Source organism: Rhizobium sp. KDH_Rht_773_N (assembly GCF_052946295.1).
On the sequence record NZ_CM129525.1, the window covers coordinates 1238710 to 1256259 of the forward strand.

Genomic DNA, 17550 nt, shown 5'->3' on the forward strand with positions numbered 1-17550 from the left:
TCTTTTGGCGGCGATATCGGGCCATAAACGTCCGATCCGTTCCGAAACGGAGCAATGCTTAATTTTCACTTAACCCTGCACGCAGCCCGCGCAGGGCTTTGTCCCGAAAAGCATTGCGCCGATCGTCCGTTCATCAATAGAACGACGCCAGCCATCATGATGATGGTTAGAGGCTCGTCACCCTCTGCGGGAGACTGCGGACGAGCCTCGTTCGAAAGAATTTTCAGACATGCGCTCAGCAGTCCGAAGTATTCTCATCCTCGACCTGAATATATCCCACACCGATGATTGTGCCGTCCGCAGTGCGGATGAAGGACGGCAGGTAATGCGGTTCGGCCGGCTTGCAGACGGAGGCGCCGGAATATTCGTTCAGGGCGATTTCGTCCTTCGGCAGCGCCGAGTAGTTCATGCCGGCTTCGAGCGAGGCATAGGCGGAACCGGCAAAGGCGCCGCAGCCGAGAAGAAGGCCGGCGGCCCACAGGCGGATAAGCGTTTGCATTATTGTCTCCAGCATTGAAATCAGCTTTTCAACACGCAAGACGCAGAGTTGGTTCCCTGGAAATTCCCCGGTTTCCGGGAATTATCTCACCAGAATGCGGCAATGCACGTAGCCGCTTCCGACGATCGCCTCGGCAATTGCCAGCGCCCGCTCGCTGTCGCTCCATCGCGGCACGAACCCTTCGAGAACGACGTAGGGACCGATTGCGGAAACGGTGATCTCGGCGGCATCGAGATCGGCTGCCGCATGCAGGGCGCTTTCGACGGACGCGCGCATGGCGGCCGCATTGTGACCCTTCATCCAGGCTTCCTCCTGGATCGGCGAACCGTGGAACCGCAGCACCATGACCGTTCCTGACATTGGCTAATAGGGATTTAACGCAGGAAGACGACGTTTTGTTGCGATGCGCGGGCGGCAGGATGCAAAGTCGCCGCAATGATGATACTCCGATATCGCAACCTTGCCGGAGGCGGCCCGCTGCCGCAGATGGATTGCGGCCGGAGGAGACGACGATGAAAACGCTGGTGCCTGCCCTTCTTGCCGCGACCCTTCTGGCTGCGCCGCTGCTCGCCGGCTGCTCGGCCGCGGACGCGCCGGCGCTCGAGCCCGGCAGCATCACCTATGGCGGACAGCCGCGCACGAAACTGACGAAATCGCCGATCGGCAGCGCCGTCTACAACGACTTTTACAACCAGCGGGGCGAGCACGTCTACGAAACCTATATCCTGCAGCCCGACCGCAGCCTGAAACTGGTGCGCCGCCAGATCGTGCCGGACTTCCCGCAATAGTGCATGACGGCCAGCGCCTGCTTGACAGCGACGCCAATCGAGAACATCCAAGGAACATCTGATCTTGTTCGCGGTGCTGATTCTTCCGCGGAGCCCAACCGGACGGCTGGATGTATCTCGAAAGACTCAATCCCCAGCAGCGCATGGCCGTGGAACACGGCACGCTCACGGACGGCAGCCATGTGGCCGGGCCGCTGCTGGTCATCGCCGGCGCCGGTTCCGGCAAGACGAATACGCTTGCCCATCGCGTTGCCCATCTCATCCTCAAGGGTGCGGATCCGCGCCGCATCCTGCTGATGACCTTTTCCCGGCGGGCCGCCGCCGAAATGGGGCGGCGGGTCGAACGCATCTGCGGCGAGGTTCTCGGCAAGAATTCCGGCATCATGGCGGATGCGCTTGCCTGGAGCGGGACGTTCCACGGCATCGGTGCGCGGCTGTTGCGCGACTACGCCGAACAGATCGGCATAGACCCGGCCTTTTCCATCCACGACCGGGAAGACAGTGCCGACCTGATGAACCTCGTGCGCCACGATCTCGGTTTCTCGAAGACCGAGAGCCGGTTTCCGACGAAAGGCACCTGCCTTGCGATCTATTCGCGCGCGGTGAATTCCGAGACCGAATTGCCGCTGGTGCTGCGCGACGCCTTTCCCTGGTGCGCCACCTGGGAAAAGCAGCTGCGCGAGCTTTTTGCCTGTTACGTCGAGTCAAAACAGAGCCAGAACGTGCTCGATTACGACGACCTCCTGCTCTACTGGGCGCAGATGGTGGCCGAGCCCATGATTGCGGAGGATATCGGCAGCCGCTTCGACCATGTGCTGGTCGACGAATATCAGGACACCAACAAGCTGCAGTCCTCGATCCTGCTGGCCCTGAAACCGACCGGCCAGGGGCTGACCGTCGTCGGCGACGATGCGCAGTCGATCTATTCCTTCCGCGCGGCGACGGTGCGCAACATCCTCGATTTCCCCGCCTCCTTCAGCCCGGCCGCCAATATCGTCACGCTCGACCGCAACTACCGATCGACACAGCCGATCCTTGCCGCCGCCAACGCGGTCATCGACCTTGCCTCCGAGCGCTTCACCAAGAACCTCTGGACGGAACGGGAATCGCCGGAGCGGCCGCGGCTGGTGACGGTGCGCGACGAGAACGACCAGGCGCGTTACGTGGCCGACAAGGTTCTCGACAATCGCGAAGAGGGCGTGAAGCTGAAAAGCCAGGCCGTGCTCTTCCGCGCCTCGCACCATAGCGGCCCGCTGGAAGTGGAGCTGACGCGCCGCAACATTCCCTTCGTGAAGTTCGGCGGGCTGAAATTCCTCGACAGCGCGCATGTGAAGGACATGCTGGCGGCGCTGCGTTTTGCCCAGAACCCGCGCGACCGGGTGGCAGGCTTCCGGCTGATGCAGATCCTGCCGGGCATCGGGCCTTCCACGGCACAGAAGGTGCTGGACCATATGGCCGAGGATGCGAGCCCGATGACGGCGCTTGCCGCCATGCCCGCCCCGCCGCGTTCGGGCGAGGACTGGACCTCCTTCGTCTCGACCATGCAGGATCTGAAGACCGGCAAGGCCGGCTGGCCGGCGGAGATCGAGCTGGTGCGGCAATGGTACGAGCCGCATCTGGAACGGCTGCATGAGGATGCGAGCACAAGGCTCGCCGATCTCATCCAGCTCGAACAGATCGCCGGCGGTTATGCCTCGCGCGAGCGCTTCCTGACGGAGCTGACCCTCGATCCGCCCGATGCGACCTCGGATCAGGCCGGCGTGCCGCTGCTCGACGAGGACTATCTCATCCTTTCGACCATCCATTCGGCCAAGGGGCAGGAATGGACCAAGGTCTTCATGCTGAACGTCATCGACGGCTGCATTCCCTCCGATCTCGCTGTCGGCACGACGGCTGAAATCGAGGAGGAGCGGCGGCTGCTCTATGTGGCGATGACGCGCGCCAAGGACAGTCTCGACCTTGTCGTGCCGCAGCGCTTCTTCACCTATGGGCAGAATTCGCAGGGCGACCGGCATGTCTACGCATCGCGCAGCCGTTTCATTCCAGCCACCCTGCTGCAATTCTTCGAAGTCTGCGGCTGGCCGCAGGCGAAGGCCGAGACGGCGGCGGCCCAGCAGGCCCGGCAGGTGCGCATCGATGTCGGCGCGCGCATGCGCGGCATGTGGCGTTGACGCCGACCAAGCGGCCGGTCAGAGCGCAAGCGGCGGTTTGGCCGGCTCGAAGAAGCGGCCGATCATTTCATCGTTGACGAGCGCGATCGTCGGCGGCGACCATTTCGGATTGCGGTCCTTGTCGATGACCGCTGCGCGGACCCCCTCGTAGAAATCCGCACCAAGCAGGATATGCATGCAGGCGCCGAGTTCGCGGGCCAGGCATTCGGCAAGCGTGCGGCTCTGGCGCCCGGCCCTCAAGAGCCGCAAAGCGAGCTTGAGGCTGGTTGGCGAACGCGTCAGCATCACGCGGCGGGTCTCGGCGGCGAACTCGCCCTCCTCCCGGGCAAGGGCCGATACGATGTCCTCGACGCTGTTGAAGTGGAAAGCACGGTCGATCATCGCAGCGTTGGCCTGCAGCCTGCCCTCGCCCGGCTGCTGCGAGAGTTGGCGCAGGGCCGCGTCCACATCATCGGACGAACTGCCTGCAGGCAGATCGGCGACTTGCCGGACGGCCTCTTCGAGACGCGCGGACGGAATATAGAAATCCGCAAGTCCGGCATGGATTGCATCGGCGGCATTGATGTCGAGCCCGGTCAGGGCCATCCATGTGCCGCTTTCGCCCGGCATGTGGGGCAGCAGCCACGTGGCGCCGATATCGGGAAAATAGCCGATGCCGGTTTCGGGCATGGCAAGGCGGGTGCGCTCGGTGACGATGCGATGGCGCCCGTGGCTGGAAAGCCCGACGCCGCCGCCCATCGTGATGCCGTCCATCAGCGCGACATAGGGCTTCGGATAGTTGGCGATCCTGTGGTTGAGGCGGAATTCCTCGCGCCAGAAGGTTTCGGCAAGGCCGTCGCCGGCGCGCCCGCTCATGTGAATGGCACGGATATCGCCGCCGGCGCAGAAGCCGCGCTCGCCCTCGCCCATGATGACGACGCTCGCCACGGACGGGTCGGCGACGAACTCGTCAAGGGCGGCGGCAATCGCGCGCACCATCGGGATCGTCAGGCTGTTCAGGGCCTTTGGGCGGTTCAGCCGGATGATGCCCGCCGTACCGCGCCGTTCAACGATGACTTCGCTTTGATTGCCGTTGTCCATGATCCCACCTCGCTCCGGTATTAGGAATAAACGCGGTCGGGCCAAGGTTCCAGTGGCTGGCTATCCAATCAGGCCGAGATGGATCGCGAAACGGCGACATCGCGCCTGGAGACGTAGTCTATCGCCAGTTCCAGCGGCAACGGCCGGGAAAAATAGTAGCCCTGCGCCAGCCGGACGCCGAGAGCCTTCAGCGATTCCGCCACATCCTCGCTTTCGACACCTTCGGCCACGGAAGCAATGCCGAGGTTCTGGCAGAGGCTGGCGACGGAGCGGGTAATGTTCATGCAGCGCGCGTCGCGATCGAAATTCATCACGAAGGCCTTGTCGATCTTCAGCTTGTCGAAGGCCAGGCGGTGGATGTGGCTCAAGCTCGAATAGCCGGTGCCGAAATCGTCGAGCGCGATCGAGATGCCGGCGGCGCGCAGCACGCCGATCACCTGATCGGCGGTGTCGAAGTCCGACAGAAGCGCCGTCTCGGTGATCTCGAATTCGATGCGCCCGGGATCGACGCCGGAACGCGTGATCATGGCAAGCAGCGCCATCGAGGTTTCGTGGTCGCATATGTCGCGGGCCGACAGGTTGAAGGAGACGCGCAGGTGCGGCGGCATGATTTTCAGGGCGTCCAGCGCCTGGCTGAAGAGGATGCGCGTCACGCGACCGATGACGGCGGTGCGTTCGGCGGCGGGGATGAAGGCATCCGGGCTGATACGGCCGAAGCGCGCGCTGTCCCAGCGGGCGAGCGCCTCGAAGCCGACGACGCGGCCGCTGCGCAGTTCGACGATCGGCTGGTATTCGAGCTTCAATTCCCGGGCGAAATTCTCCGCCTGCAGCTCCAGCTCGATCAGGTAGCGCTGCGTCAGGATCTTCTCATGCTCGGGCGAGAAGAGCTCGACGCCGCCGGTGCGCTTGCTCTTCATCTGATAGAGGGCAAAATCCGCCTTCTCGTAGAGATCCTCGGCACTGTATTCACCCGCGTCCGGATAGACGATGCCGCAGGAACCGGAGACACGCACCGAGCCGTCGGGAATTTCATAGGGTTCGCGAACGGCCGCGCACAGGCCTATGCCGAGATCGGAGACGGCCCTCAGCGTCATGTCGCGAGGAAAGATGATGCCGAATTCATCGCCGCCGAGGCGCGAGACGACGCCCTGGTCGCCGACCAGCGAGACGAAGCGGCGCGCCGTTTCCTTCAGCACGATATCGCCGGCGGCATGGCCGAAAACGTCGTTGACCGGCTTGAAGCCGTCGAGATCGATGATGCCGATGACGGGCGGCGAAGCCGGGTCCGCCTGCAGCACCCTTTCGAGCGACAGGAAGAAGCTGCGGCGGTTGGCAAGCCCGGTCAGTTGGTCCTGCAGGGCATTGCGGCTGTTGACAAGGTTCAGTTCCTCGGCTTCGGCCTGCTTCTGCTTGAGTTCTTCCGCAAGCCGCACCAGATGGGCGAAATTCTGGAAGTAGCTGTTGATGACGCGCAGGAAGGGCAGCACCAGGAAAAGGCCGCTGACGGCGGTGGCGACGAAAACCGGGTTGCCGGAAAAGAGGAAGGTCACGACCATGGCCGTGAAGGTGATGACCGTGGTGATTGCCGCGGCGAGCGGCAGGTGCATCAGGCAGAAGACGCAGGATATGCCGGTCACGACGAGGAAATAGGCGATCTGCCCCTGCTGCGATGCATCGCCATATTGATAGAGCGCAATCGCCCAGCCGCCGAAGCCGACCGTCAGGAGTGCGGCGCCGACCAGCGTCACCTTCATCAGGCGCAGCGCCCGCTCGGGCGTGACGTTTTCCTTGCCCGAAATCTCCCACCAGCAGAGGCGGAAGACACAGACGATGCTGAGGCCGACGGGAATGTAGAGAGACAGCCAGAGCGGCGCCGACTTGATGTGGGTGATGGCCACGGCCAGCGCGTTGATGACGAGAAGAACGTATAGAATCGGGATCTGCGACGACAGAGCCTTGAACTGTGCCACCAGAAACTTCGGATTGTCCTTTTGCAGCCGCAGCGAGGCTAAGAAGTTCTTCATGATCCCTTTTCCCTTGGCGCAAACGAGCCAGAGAAAGCTTGATTGTTCCTTATTCACGTAACGTCAGGCAGCCCGCCTTCCGGCGGCGATGGTAAATATCCGGTTGCGGCCGACCGCATCTCAGAAGGATGCCGCAGCCAGGGCGCGATGGATGCTGTGCAGGTCGTCGACGCTCCTGTTCATCAGGAAGATCTCCCAATCGAGCGAGCTTCGGACGATGGTTTCGAGCGAATCGTATTGCGGCACCCAGTCCAACACGCGGCGGGCAAGCGTTGCGTCGGCAACGACGCTTGCGGCATCGCCCGGCCGGCGCGGCGCCATCTGGATCTTGAAGGAATGGCCGTTCAGGCGCGTGACCATGTTCAGCACGTCGAGCACCGAATAGCCGTTGCCGTAGCCGCAATTGGCGACGAGCGACCCCTTGCCCTTGCGCAGATGCTGCAGCGCCTTCAGATGCGCCGCCGTCAGGTCGCTCACATGGATGTAGTCGCGCACGCCGGTGCCGTCATGGGTCGGGTAGTCGATGCCGTAGACGGAAATGCTGTCGCGCTTGCCGAGTGCGGCCTCGCAGGCGACCTTGATGAGGTGGGTCGCGCCCGCGGTGGACTGGCCGGTGCGCAGCTGCGGATCGGCGCCGGCGACGTTGAAATAACGCAGCGCCACATAGTCGAAATCATAGGCGGCGGCGGCATCGCGCAGCATCGTCTCGGTCATCAGCTTGGACTGGCCGTAGGGATTTTCCGGGTTGAGCGGCGCCGTCTCCTTGACCGGAGCGGACCCTTTCTGCTGACCGTAGACGGCTGCGGTCGAGGAGAAGACGAAGTTGCGGACGTGCGCCTTGATGGCCGCGCTCAGGAGCGCGCGCGTCTTGCCGGAATTATTGTCGTAGTAGGAGAGCGGGTCGGAGACCGAGGCCGGCACGACGGCGGAGCCGGCGAAATGGATGATCGCCTCGATATCGTTCTCGATGAAGATCTTTTTCAAGACGTCCGGATCGGCGACATCGCCGAGATAGAAGCGCGCGGCCGGAGCCACGGCCCAGCGAAAGCCGGTGGAGAGCCGGTCGAGCACGACGACGTCTTCACCGGCATCCAGCAGCGTCCAAACCATGTGGCTGCCGATATATCCAGCCCCACCTGTAACCAGAACCGCCATGTCTGCATTCCCTGTTTTATCTTTTTCGGGAGCATCAGAACGGGGTTTTCCTTTCCGATTTTGTTATCAAACCGCCTCGGAAAGCCTTTGCGGCCAGTATGTTTCGACATGTGGTTAGAGGCCCATTTCGGGCTTTGCTACAATTTTATCGGACAGCCGGTTTTGAGACGAAAACCTCTCGCAACCTCTCGTTTTCGCCTCGTTGACATCAGGCACGCCGCGGGGCAGATTGGCGGCATGAACAAGTTCGCGTTCCAGGCCATGACGATGGGCATGACGACCACCCTTTGCGGTGGGGGCGTCGGCTTGTGACCTGAAACTGTTCATTTCACCCGACCCAACCCCGCCGGACACGCGCGGGGTTTTCTGTTTCAGGCCCCGATGTCCGCCCCATGCAAAGGACTTCTCGTGGCACCAAACCGTTCAAGACCCGCCTGCAACCTGCCCCTCCGGAACCGGGAGGGCCAACAATGAGGCTCTACCTGTCATCCTACCGGCTCGGCGCCAGCGCCTTCCGGCTCCGAAAGCTTCTCAACGGCGGGCGTCGCGCCGCCGTCATCCAGAACGCCTTGGACTTCGTTCCCTCCGGGGCGCGCCGTGCCTATGCGGCCAATATCTACGATCCCAGGGAAGAGCTTGCCGATTGGGGCATCGAGGCGGAAGAACTCGACCTGCGGGACTATTTCGGACAGCCGCAAGCGCTCGAAAAAACGCTCGCCGGTGTCGATCTCGTCTGGGCCGTCGGCGGCAATGCCTTTCTTCTCCGGCGGGCCATGCGGCAGAGCGGCTTCGATCGCGTCATCGGGGAATTGCTGCGCGCGGATGCGCTCGTCTATGGCGGCTTCAGCGCCGGGGCGGTCGTGGCGACGCCCTCGCTCAAGGGCATCGACATCATGGACGATCCGCATCTGCTCGCGCCGGGCTACGACGCGGGCATCCTCTGGGACGGGCTTGGCCTCGTCGATTTCTCCATCGTCCCGCATTATCGCTCGGCGCATGACGAGGCCGAAGCTGCCGAAAGGGCGGCCGGCTTCCTGGAGGAGGCCGATATACCCTTCCAGCCGCTGCGGGACGGCGAAGTCATCATTGTCGAAGGCCGCAACGTGACGCTGCTTCCGGTGCTGCCGGAAGCGATGCGCCGTTCCGCTTAAAGCTTGAGAATATAGTCGCAGAGCCGTTCGGCCGCGACCGTGACCTGCGCCGGGTCGCGCAGGAAACAGGCGCGCAGGAAGAGCGCGCCGCCGGGACCGAAAGCAGTGCCGGGGGCAAGGCCGACGCCGGTCTTGTCGACGATGTCGATCGCGGCCCTCCGGCTGTCGGTGACGCCGTCGATCTTCAGGAAAGCGTAGAGCGCGCCATCCGGCTTCAGCGTTTCGACGCGGTTGGTGGCGATCAGCGCATCGCAGAGGATATCGCGCGCGCGGGTCGCCTTGTCGATATTCGACTGCACGAAGGCGTCACCCTCGTTGAGGGCCGCGACCGCGCCCTTCTGCATGAACTGCGCCACGCCGGAGGTCGAATACTGGATGAGGTTTTCCAGCACCTGGCCGGTTTCGGGCGGGGCGACGATCCAGCCGACGCGCCAGCCGGTCATCGACCAGTTCTTGGAGAAGGAGTTGACGAAAATGATCTTGTCGGCCGGTTCCATGACGTCGAGGAAGGAGGGCGCGCGGCCGCCGGCATAGAAATAACGCGCATAGATCTCGTCCGCCATGATCCAGAGATCGTGCCTGCGCGCGAGCGCCAGGATATCGGCCAGATCCTTCCTAGTCGCCGTCCAGCCGGTTGGGTTCGACGGCGTATTGACGAAGAGGCCGCGGGTCTTCGGCGTGATCGCCGCTTCGATACGGTCAAGGTCGACGGCCCAGGTGCCGCCTTCGAACTGCAGCGTCACACCGACCGAGCGGGCGCCGGCGATTTCGAGGGCGGCGGCGATGTTGGGCCAGGCGGGTGTCAGGTAGACGAACTCGTCGCCGGGCGAGGTCAGCGCCTGGACGGCGATCTGGATCGCCTGCATGCCGGAGCCGGTGACGTAGAAATGCTCCACCGGCAGGCGGATGCCGAAATGCCTGACATAGTAGTCAGACAGCGCCTGGCGCAGTTCGGGGATGCCGCGCTGCCAGGTATAGAAGGTTTCACCGGCGGCGAGCGCCTGCATGGCGGCCTGATTGATGAAATCGGGGGTGGGAAGGTCGCCCTCGCCGACCCAGAGCGGCAGCAGGCCTTCACGGCCGCGGGCATAGTTGACGACTTCGACGATCCCGCTTTCTGGCGCGGCGACGGCGCGCGGGCTGAGGCTGCTTATAATCGACATGCATATCTCCGGTTCACGCCTTCATAGCGGATTTGCATGCGCAAATCCCATGACAATGCGTGATGGCATATCGATTTTCGTGATGGATGAGCCCGGCCGGAGCGGAAGCGCTCCCGGCCGGATCAGACCGCCAGATCAGACCGCCGGGCGCCGGGCGAGAAGGTCGCGGATTTCCGTCAGCAGCGCGACATCGGCCGGCGGCGGCGGAACCTCTGCCGGCGCTTCCTTTTCCTTGCGCTCGACCTGCTCGCGCAGCGTGTTCACCGCCTTGACCATGAGGAAGATGATCCAGGCGAGGATCAGGAAATTGATGAGGACGGTGATGAAGTTGCCGTAGGCGAAAACGGCACCCTGGCCACGGGCCTCCGCGAGGCTTACCGCAGTGACCTTGGAGGACAGCGGAATGAAGTAGTTGGAGAAGTCGAAACCGCCGAAGATCGCGCCGACGATCGGCATGATGATATCTTCGACCAGAGATCTGACGATGCCGCCGAAGGCGCCGCCGATGATGACGCCGACCGCGAGGTCCATGACATTGCCGCGGGCGATGAAAGCTTTGAACTCGTTGAGCATCCGATCCGTCTCCCCTTGATGCATTTTCAAAGACATGCCGTTGATTTATTAGCTACACCTCCATTTCAATTAATCAATCGGCAATTGGAAATATTCGGCCCCCGTCCCCATCCGCGTAGAACTTAAGACCAAGAGCGCGGGAATTTCCAAACCTGCTGAATTGCCCTAATCTTGGATATGTTCCGGGAGGATGGCGGACAATCCGCCGGCGGAGGGTCGATGCTTCCAGGCTGGGTCATATTTGCGTTTGCCTTGGCTTACCTTCTGCTGCTTTTCGCAGTGGCAAGCTACGGCGACCGCCGCAGCCGCAAGTTCGGCGTGCCGGAAGGCGGCCGGCCCGTGGTCTATGCGCTCAGCCTGGCGATCTACTGCACGTCCTGGACCTATTTCGGCGGCGTGGGCCTGGCTGCCCATCACGGGCTGGAATTTGCCGGCATCTATATCGGGCCGATCCTCGTCTTCACGCTCGGCATGCCGCTCCTGAGGCGCATCATCGAGCTTGCCAAGGCCGAAAAGCTGACATCCGTCGCCGATTTCATCGCCGCGCGCTACGGCAAGAATTCCACCGTCGCGACCATCGTGGCGCTGATCTGCCTCATCGGCACCATTCCCTATATCGCGCTGCAGCTGAAATCCATTTCCGCGACGGTCACGGCCATGGTCAACCCGTCCGACTACGGCATCGGCAGCGGCAACCTCTATTTCCTCGACCTGCCGCTCATCGTCACGCTGGTGCTCGCCTGCTTCGCCATCATGTTCGGCACCCGCCACACCGACGCGACGGAACATCAGGACGGGCTCATCCTTGCGGTATCGATGGAATCGATGGTGAAGCTCGTCGCCTTCCTGACGGCGGGCGTCTGCGTCATCTGGTTCCTGTTCGACGGGCCGGGCGACCTGTGGCGGAAGGGGTCGGAGAACGCGCTGGTCACGGCCGCGCTCGACTATCAGACGCCGCTCAGCCGGTGGATCACGCTAACGCTGCTTTCGGCCTTTGCCATCATCATGCTGCCGCGCCAGTTCCATGTGACCGTCGTCGAGAACCGCACGGCAAAGCAGCTGCGGCTCGCGGGCTTTCTCTTTCCGCTTTACCTGATCGCCATCAACCTCTTCGTGCTGCCGGTCGCGATCGGCGGGCTGCTGACCTTCGGCGGCAACGGCAATGGCGACCTGTACATGCTCTCGCTGCCGCTGACGGGGCAGATGCCGGTCGTCTCGCTGATTACCTTCATCGGCGGCTTTTCGGCGGCGACCGCGATGGTGATCGTCGATTCCGTGGCGCTTTCCATCATGGTGTCGAACGACATCGTCATGCCGTTCTTCCTGCGCCGCAAGCTCGCGGGGCTTGCAAGCCAGCGCGACGATTTCGCAAAGAGCCTGCTCAACATCCGCCGCAGCGCCATTTTCGCCGTGCTGCTGCTCGGCTACGCCTATTACCGCTCGACCGACAGCACGGCGGGGCTCGCCTCGATCGGCCTGCTTTCCTTTGCCGCCATCGCGCAGATTGCGCCCGCCCTGTTCGGCGGCATGATCTGGCGGCGGGCGAACGCGCGCGGCGCCATTCTCGGCCTGACCTCCGGTTTCATCGTCTGGCTCTACCTCCTGTTCCTGCCTTCGTTCGGCGGCCCGGACTATTCCTATGTGGCAAGCGGCTTCCTCGGCTTCATCCTTCCGGGCACGACGCTCTTTACCGGCCCGGATGCCGATCCGCTGGTCAACGCGACGGCGATGAGCCTGCTCATCAACAGCGCCGCCTTCATCGTCGGCTCGCTGACGCGCAACGCCAAACCGCTGGAGCGCATCCAGGCCGGCATCTTCGTGAAGCGCCATTCGCGCTCGCAATTTGCCACGCGCGGCTGGAAGACCCGCGTCAGCGTCGGCGACCTGAAAACGGCGATCGCCCGCTATCTCGGCGAGGAGCGCATGCAGCGCTCGCTTGCGACCTACGAGCAGACCTCCGGGCGCAAGCTGGAGGACGACCAGCCGGCCGATATGGCGCTCATCCATTTCACCGAACAGCTTCTCGGCAGCGCCATCGGCTCGTCTTCCGCGCGGCTCGTGCTTTCGCTCATCCTGCAGAAGATCGAGGATGCGTCTTCCGATACGGCCTGGCTGCTCGACCAGGCGAGCGAGGCGGTGCAGTACAATCAGGATATGCTGCAGACCGCACTGTCACAGATGGACCAGGGCATTGCCGTGTTCGACAGTTCCAATCGGCTGACGATCTGGAACCGCCGCTTCCGGCAATTGCTGGACCTGCCTGAAAATGCCGGCCAGGTCGGATTTCCGCTGTCGGAGATCGTCAATATCCTCAGCCGGCGCGGCGATATCGCCCCCGGCGACCAGGGCCAGGCGGTGCGGCATTTCCTGACGCTCGACAAGCCGTTCCCGCTCGTGCTCGGCGGCGGCGAGCGCATCATCGAAGTGCGTTCCAACGCCATGCCGGACAAGGGCATCGTCGCAACCTTCACCGACATCACCCAGCGCGTGGCCGCCGACCGGGCGCTGAAACAGGCCAACGAGACGCTGGAACAGCGTGTGGCCGAGCGCACCGCGGAACTGACCCGCGTCAACCGGGAGCTTGCCGAAGCGCGGGCGGCGGCGGACGAGGCCAATATCGGCAAGACCCGCTTCTTTGCCGCTGCCGGCCACGACATCCTGCAGCCGCTCAATGCCGCCCGGCTCTATTCCTCGGCGCTTGTCGAGCGCATGGCGCAAACGGAAAACGGCCCGATCGTGCGCAATATCGATTCCGCGCTGGAATCGGTCGAGTCCATCCTCGGGGCCGTGCTCGACATTTCCCGGCTCGATACCGGCGCCATGCGGCCACGGCTGGCATCCGTGCCGCTTTTCGACCTTCTGGAGCGTATCGAAACCGATTTTGCGCCGATTGCCCGCGAAAAGAAGCTGAAGCTCGTGGTGATGCCGACCTCGCTGCGGGTCCGCTCCGATCCCAACCTGCTGCGCCGGCTGGTGCAGAACCTCGTTTCCAATGCCATCAAATACACGGTCAGCGGCAAGGTGCTGGTCGGGGTCCGGAGATACGGCAACCAGGTGATGATCCAGGTGATCGATTCCGGCATCGGCATTCCGCCTTCGAAATTCCGCACCGTGTTCAAGGAATTCGCGCGGCTGGACGAGGGCGCCAGGACCGCGTCGGGCCTCGGGCTCGGGCTCTCCATCGTCGACCGCATCGCCCGCGTGCTCGGCCACAAGGTCGAGCTGCATTCGACGCATGGCAAGGGTACGGAATTTCGCATCCTCATGCCGCTCGACGTCTCCAGGAGTGCGCAGGCGACGGCCGCCACCCCTCCCGCCGACCGGCCGGCCCAGCCGCTGAAGGGCTTGCGCATCCTCTGCATCGACAACGAAACGAAGATCCTCGAAGGCATGCGGCTTCTGATCGACGGATGGGGCTGCGACACGCAGGCCGTGGATTCGCTTGCCGCCGTCCAGAGGCTTTCGGGCCGGCAGCCGCCGGATCTCGTCATCGCCGACTATCATCTCGCCGACGGAACCGGGGTCGAGGCGATCCTGCATCTCAGGCAGCATTTCGGCGCGGACATTCCCGCCCTGCTCATCACCGCCGACAGGACGCCGGAAGTGCGGGCCGAGGCGGAGAAACACGGCATCGCCGTTCAGCACAAGCCGGTGCGGCCGGCCGCGCTGCGCGCCTATATCACGCAGGTTTCCGGCCTGAAGCGCACCGCGGCGGAGTGAAGGTCAGGCGGCCTTGCGGCGGCCGAAGAGATGGCCGACAAGCTCCCGGACGCGGGCGGCGCTCGGGGCGTCGCCGAACAGGATACGGTACATGATGGGGGCGACCACACGGTCCATCACCGCATCGATATCGGGAAAGGCCTCCCCCCTCGCCTTCGCCCGGCCGGCGATCGCCTCGATCTGCTGACGGGTGAAGTTGCAGCACTTGCTGGCATTGTCGCAGGTCTGGGCGGCGAGCACGTCGCGCACATATTCCCGTCCCGGGCCGGAGGACATTTCCTCCGCATATTGCTCGGCCCAGGCTTCCAGATCACCAGCGCCGGTTCCGGTATCGACCGGCTCCATATCGGGGCGGAGACGTTCGACGGCGACATCGGCCAGCAATTCCTGCAGGTCGCCCCAGCGGCGATAGATGGTGGACGGGGTCACGCCCGCCCGCGCCGCGATCAACGGAACGGTGATCTCCGGCCGGCTCATCTCCGCAAGAAGCGCACGCACGGCGGCATGCACGGAAGCCTGGACACGCGCACTTCTGCCGCCCGGACGGACATTCTCTTTCACTGCCATTCCAAACCCAACTTTCTTCACCTGACGCAGGCCGCGTTCTCTCAGATTCGCGCGCCGCATTTTAGGCTTTTGTCCTTACATGTCGTTATCGCAAAAGCGCTGCGCATTTTCGCTGAAACGGCTCCGGCACAAACAGTTCAGAAACTTTCATCGATCCATTAACGCAAATTATTTGCTTTTAAGCTTCACCTCGCCTAGATGGGGCTAACGCAACGAATTAGCCTTAAGGAGCTTACATGGCCGGCGCTCGCGAATCTATCCGGAATTCGTCTCCCATGGGCTTCCATGCGCTGACGCTTGCCATCTTCTTCGGCGCCTCGGCGGCGCCGACGCCGCTCTACCGCATCTATCAGGAAACATTCGCCCTCTCGCCCATCCTCATCACGGTGATCTTCGCCGTCTACGCCTTCGCGCTGCTGGCGGCCCTCCTGATTGCCGGCTCGATCTCCGATCACCTCGGGCGGCGGCCCGTCATTTTCGGCGCGCTGGTGCTCGAAATCACCGCCATGGCGCTGTTTTGCCTCGCCAGCGGGCCGCAATGGCTGATCGCGGCGCGCATCGTGCAGGGGCTTGCGACAGGCATTGCCGGCGCCTCGCTCGGTGCGGCCCTTGTCGATATCGACCGGGCAAAGGGGCAGATCGTCAACTCGCTCGCGCCGCTCTCCGGCATGGCGATCGGCGCCATCGGCACCAGCGCGCTGATCCAGTACGGACCCGAGCCGCTGCATCTCGTCTATGCGCTGCTGCTGGCCGCCTTTGCCGTGCAGGCCTTTGCGCTGTGGCTGACGCGCGAAACCGGCGGCACGCGGCCCGGCATCTTCAACGCGCTGAAGCCTGCGGTTTTCATTCCGCCGCAGGTGCGCAAGCCGCTGTCGCTGGTGACGCCGATCAATATCGCCAACTGGACGCTCGGCGGCTTCTACCTGTCGCTCGTGCCCTCGCTGGTTGCCTCCACCACCGGCAGCCGGGCGCCGCTGACAGGCGGGGCTGTCGTCGCAGCGCTGATGCTGTCCGGGGCAATCGCCGTTTTCCTGCGGCGCAGCCGCAGCCCGAAGGCCAATCTCGTCTTCGGCGTTGCCTCCCAGACAGCCGGCATCGCGACGGTGGTCGGCGGCGTGCATCTTGCCAGCGTGCCGCTGCTGCTGGTCGGCACGCTTTTGACCGGCGCCGGTTTCGGCACCAACTTCCTCGGCTCGATCGGCACGATCATGCCGCTTGCCAGGCCGGAGGAGCGCGCCGGCCTGCTTTCGGCCTTCTATGTCCAGAGCTACCTAGCCTTCAGCCTGCCGGCGATCCTTGCCGGCTTCCTGGTCAAATCGATCGGCTACGGCCTGACCACCGATATCTACGCCACGGCAATCGTGCTCGTCAGCCTTGCCGGACTGATGGCCTTGCGCGCAGCAAAGCAGACGGCGACGGCATAGGACCGTCGCCCGAGACGATCACCGCCAGCCGAGCGCCGGGGCGACATATTTCAGGATCGATTCGATGACGTGGGCATTGTATTCCACGCCGAGCTGGTTGGGGACGGTCAGCAGCAGGGTATCGGCCTCGGCGATCGCTTCGTCCCTTTTCAGCTCCTCGACGAGGGCGTCGGGCTCGGCGGCATAGGAGCGGCCGAAGATCGCTCTCGTGTTCTCGTCGATGAAGCCGATCTTGTCCTGGCCCTCATTGCCATAGCCGAAATAGGAGCGGTCGCGATCGTTGACCAGCGCGAAGATGCTGCGGCTGACGGAAACGCGCGGCTCGCGCTGATGGCCGGCCTCCTTCCAGGCCGCGCGATAGGCGCGGATCTGCTTGGCCTGCTGGATATGGAAGGCTTCGCCGGTCTCGTCGTCCTTCAGCGTCGAGCTCTGCAGGTTCATGCCGAGCCTGGCGGCCCAGACGGCCGTGGCATTCGAGCCGGCACCCCACCAGATGCGCTCGCGCAGGCCGGCCGAATGCGGCTCGAGGCGCAGGAGGCCGGGCGGATTGGGAAACATCGGCCGCGGATTGGGCTCGGCGAAACCTTCGCCCTTCAGCACTTCGAGGAAGACTTCGGCATGGCGGCGGCCCATATCGGCATCGCTCTGGCCCTGCGGCGGGTTGTAGCCGAAATAGCGCCAGCCATCGATGACCTGCTCCGGCGAGCCGCGGCTGATGCCGAGCTGCAGGCGCCCGCGCGCAATCAGATCGGCCGCACCGGCATCTTCGGCCATGTAGAGCGGGTTCTCGTAGCGCATGTCGATGACCGCCGTACCGATTTCGATGCGGCTGGTGCGCGCGCCGACGGCGGCCAGCAGCGGGAAGGGCGAGGCAAGCTGGCGGGCGAAATGATGGACGCGGAAATAGGCGCCATCCGCGCCCAGTTCCTCGGCAGCGACGGCAAGATCGATCGACTGCAGCAGCGTATCGCCTGCCGATCGCGTCTGGGATTGCGGCGAGGGCGTCCAATGCCCGAAGGAGAGAAAACCGATCTTTTTCATGATTCCATCGCTTAAACTGAAGGGTGCCCTGCACGCCTTTTGTCATGATTCCAGACAGGCATATAGGCGCCCGGCGAGAGATTTGTGAGGCAGGCGAGAATGCGGTGTGCGATCCCTTGCCATTTCCCGCCGGCAGCCAGCCATGGAAATGGCGATTTCCGGTTTCACCGTCGCGATGATCTCGCGGAGGAGCG

The 17550-nt window shown here is 63.5% G+C and carries 14 protein-coding genes; 5 read left to right on the forward strand and 9 right to left on the reverse strand.

The window, feature by feature from the left end:
* Nucleotides 1-235: 235 nt before the first annotated feature.
* Both ACU8HS_RS06365 and ACU8HS_RS06370 read right to left on the reverse strand, forming a co-directional pair.
* Complete coding sequence (locus ACU8HS_RS06365; protein ID WP_112754730.1) at nt 236-499, reverse strand: hypothetical protein; 264 nt, start codon at nt 497-499, stop codon at nt 236-238.
* Nucleotides 500-580: 81 nt separating this feature from the next.
* Entirely contained in the window at nt 581-844 is a 264-nt protein-coding gene (locus ACU8HS_RS06370; RefSeq protein ID WP_113413069.1) for a BON domain-containing protein, read from the reverse strand.
* Between the two features lie 167 nt (nt 845-1011).
* On the opposite strand from ACU8HS_RS06370, the gene ACU8HS_RS06375 reads away from it, so the two are divergent.
* On the forward strand, nt 1012-1287 hold the full coding sequence (locus ACU8HS_RS06375) for a hypothetical protein (RefSeq protein WP_447015616.1): 276 nt from the start codon (nt 1012-1014) through the stop codon (nt 1285-1287).
* A 110-nt stretch (nt 1288-1397) separates the two neighbouring features.
* Nucleotides 1398-3458, forward strand: coding sequence for an ATP-dependent helicase (locus ACU8HS_RS06380; protein WP_112566974.1), 2061 nt, complete (start codon nt 1398-1400; stop codon nt 3456-3458).
* Nucleotides 3459-3476: 18 nt separating this feature from the next.
* Here ACU8HS_RS06380 and ACU8HS_RS06385 read toward each other — a convergent pair whose 3' ends face one another.
* The 3 genes from ACU8HS_RS06385 to galE all read right to left on the reverse strand — a co-directional run bounded on the left by ACU8HS_RS06385 (nt 3477) and on the right by galE (nt 7717).
* Nucleotides 3477-4538 (reverse strand): enoyl-CoA hydratase/isomerase family protein, encoded by a 1062-nt coding sequence (locus tag ACU8HS_RS06385; protein WP_447015617.1) that lies wholly within the window; start codon nt 4536-4538, stop codon nt 3477-3479.
* 68 nt (nt 4539-4606) lie between these two features.
* Entirely contained in the window at nt 4607-6562 is a 1956-nt protein-coding gene (locus ACU8HS_RS06390; RefSeq protein ID WP_447015618.1) for a putative bifunctional diguanylate cyclase/phosphodiesterase, read from the reverse strand.
* A gap of 120 nt (nt 6563-6682) precedes the next feature.
* Nucleotides 6683-7717 (reverse strand): UDP-glucose 4-epimerase GalE, encoded by a 1035-nt coding sequence (gene galE / locus ACU8HS_RS06395; protein WP_112566983.1) that lies wholly within the window; start codon nt 7715-7717, stop codon nt 6683-6685.
* Nucleotides 7718-8187: 470 nt separating this feature from the next.
* Between galE and ACU8HS_RS06400 the strand changes: the two genes are divergently transcribed.
* Nucleotides 8188-8868: a Type 1 glutamine amidotransferase-like domain-containing protein gene (locus ACU8HS_RS06400; RefSeq protein ID WP_112566988.1), complete on the forward strand. Its 681-nt coding sequence runs from the start codon at nt 8188-8190 to the stop codon at nt 8866-8868.
* Here ACU8HS_RS06400 and ACU8HS_RS06405 read toward each other — a convergent pair.
* Complete coding sequence (locus ACU8HS_RS06405) at nt 8865-10031, reverse strand: pyridoxal phosphate-dependent aminotransferase (protein ID WP_112566992.1); 1167 nt, start codon at nt 10029-10031, stop codon at nt 8865-8867. The genes ACU8HS_RS06400 and ACU8HS_RS06405 overlap by 4 nt on opposite strands.
* Nucleotides 10032-10166: 135 nt before the next feature.
* Nucleotides 10167-10604, reverse strand: a complete 438-nt coding sequence (gene mscL, locus ACU8HS_RS06410; RefSeq protein ID WP_112566994.1) for a large conductance mechanosensitive channel protein MscL — start codon at nt 10602-10604, stop codon at nt 10167-10169.
* A gap of 219 nt (nt 10605-10823) precedes the next feature.
* Between mscL and ACU8HS_RS06415 the strand changes: the two genes are divergently transcribed.
* On the forward strand, nt 10824-14324 hold the full coding sequence (locus tag ACU8HS_RS06415) for a PAS domain-containing hybrid sensor histidine kinase/response regulator (RefSeq protein WP_447015619.1): 3501 nt from the start codon (nt 10824-10826) through the stop codon (nt 14322-14324).
* Nucleotides 14325-14327: 3 nt separating this feature from the next.
* Here ACU8HS_RS06415 and ACU8HS_RS06420 read toward each other — a convergent pair whose 3' ends face one another.
* Nucleotides 14328-14891 carry a TetR/AcrR family transcriptional regulator gene (locus ACU8HS_RS06420; RefSeq protein ID WP_112704553.1) on the reverse strand — a complete coding sequence of 188 codons (564 nt, stop codon included), beginning with the start codon at nt 14889-14891 and terminating at the stop codon, nt 14328-14330.
* A gap of 236 nt (nt 14892-15127) precedes the next feature.
* Between ACU8HS_RS06420 and ACU8HS_RS06425 the strand changes: the two genes are divergently transcribed.
* On the forward strand, nt 15128-16315 hold the full coding sequence (locus tag ACU8HS_RS06425) for an MFS transporter (RefSeq protein WP_447015620.1): 1188 nt from the start codon (nt 15128-15130) through the stop codon (nt 16313-16315).
* 18 nt (nt 16316-16333) lie between these two features.
* Here the strand turns inward: ACU8HS_RS06425 and ACU8HS_RS06430 are convergent, their stop codons facing one another.
* Nucleotides 16334-17356 carry an LLM class flavin-dependent oxidoreductase gene (locus tag ACU8HS_RS06430; protein ID WP_447015621.1) on the reverse strand — a complete coding sequence of 341 codons (1023 nt, stop codon included), beginning with the start codon at nt 17354-17356 and terminating at the stop codon, nt 16334-16336.
* Nucleotides 17357-17550 lie beyond the last annotated feature (194 nt).

Excerpts from the sequence above, each read along its gene's own strand:
- ACU8HS_RS06365 (WP_112754730.1), bottom strand. The coding sequence starts at position 499 with ATGCAAACGCTTATCCGCCTGTGGGCCGCCGGCCTTCTTCTCGGCTGC.
- ACU8HS_RS06370 (WP_113413069.1), bottom strand. The coding sequence starts at position 844 with ATGGTGCTGCGGTTCCACGGTTCGCCGATCCAGGAGGAAGCCTGGATG.
- ACU8HS_RS06375 (WP_447015616.1), top strand. The coding sequence starts at position 1,012 with ATGAAAACGCTGGTGCCTGCCCTTCTTGCCGCGACCCTTCTGGCTGCG.
- ACU8HS_RS06380 (WP_112566974.1), top strand. The coding sequence starts at position 1,398 with ATGTATCTCGAAAGACTCAATCCCCAGCAGCGCATGGCCGTGGAACAC.
- ACU8HS_RS06385 (WP_447015617.1), bottom strand. The coding sequence starts at position 4,538 with ATGGACAACGGCAATCAAAGCGAAGTCATCGTTGAACGGCGCGGTACG.
- ACU8HS_RS06390 (WP_447015618.1), bottom strand. The coding sequence starts at position 6,562 with ATGAAGAACTTCTTAGCCTCGCTGCGGCTGCAAAAGGACAATCCGAAG.
- galE (WP_112566983.1), bottom strand. The coding sequence starts at position 7,717 with ATGGCGGTTCTGGTTACAGGTGGGGCTGGATATATCGGCAGCCACATG.
- ACU8HS_RS06400 (WP_112566988.1), top strand. The coding sequence starts at position 8,188 with ATGAGGCTCTACCTGTCATCCTACCGGCTCGGCGCCAGCGCCTTCCGG.
- ACU8HS_RS06405 (WP_112566992.1), bottom strand. The coding sequence starts at position 10,031 with ATGTCGATTATAAGCAGCCTCAGCCCGCGCGCCGTCGCCGCGCCAGAA.
- mscL (WP_112566994.1), bottom strand. The coding sequence starts at position 10,604 with ATGCTCAACGAGTTCAAAGCTTTCATCGCCCGCGGCAATGTCATGGAC.
- ACU8HS_RS06415 (WP_447015619.1), top strand. The coding sequence starts at position 10,824 with ATGCTTCCAGGCTGGGTCATATTTGCGTTTGCCTTGGCTTACCTTCTG.
- ACU8HS_RS06420 (WP_112704553.1), bottom strand. The coding sequence starts at position 14,891 with ATGGCAGTGAAAGAGAATGTCCGTCCGGGCGGCAGAAGTGCGCGTGTC.
- ACU8HS_RS06425 (WP_447015620.1), top strand. The coding sequence starts at position 15,128 with ATGGCCGGCGCTCGCGAATCTATCCGGAATTCGTCTCCCATGGGCTTC.
- ACU8HS_RS06430 (WP_447015621.1), bottom strand. The coding sequence starts at position 17,356 with ATGAAAAAGATCGGTTTTCTCTCCTTCGGGCATTGGACGCCCTCGCCG.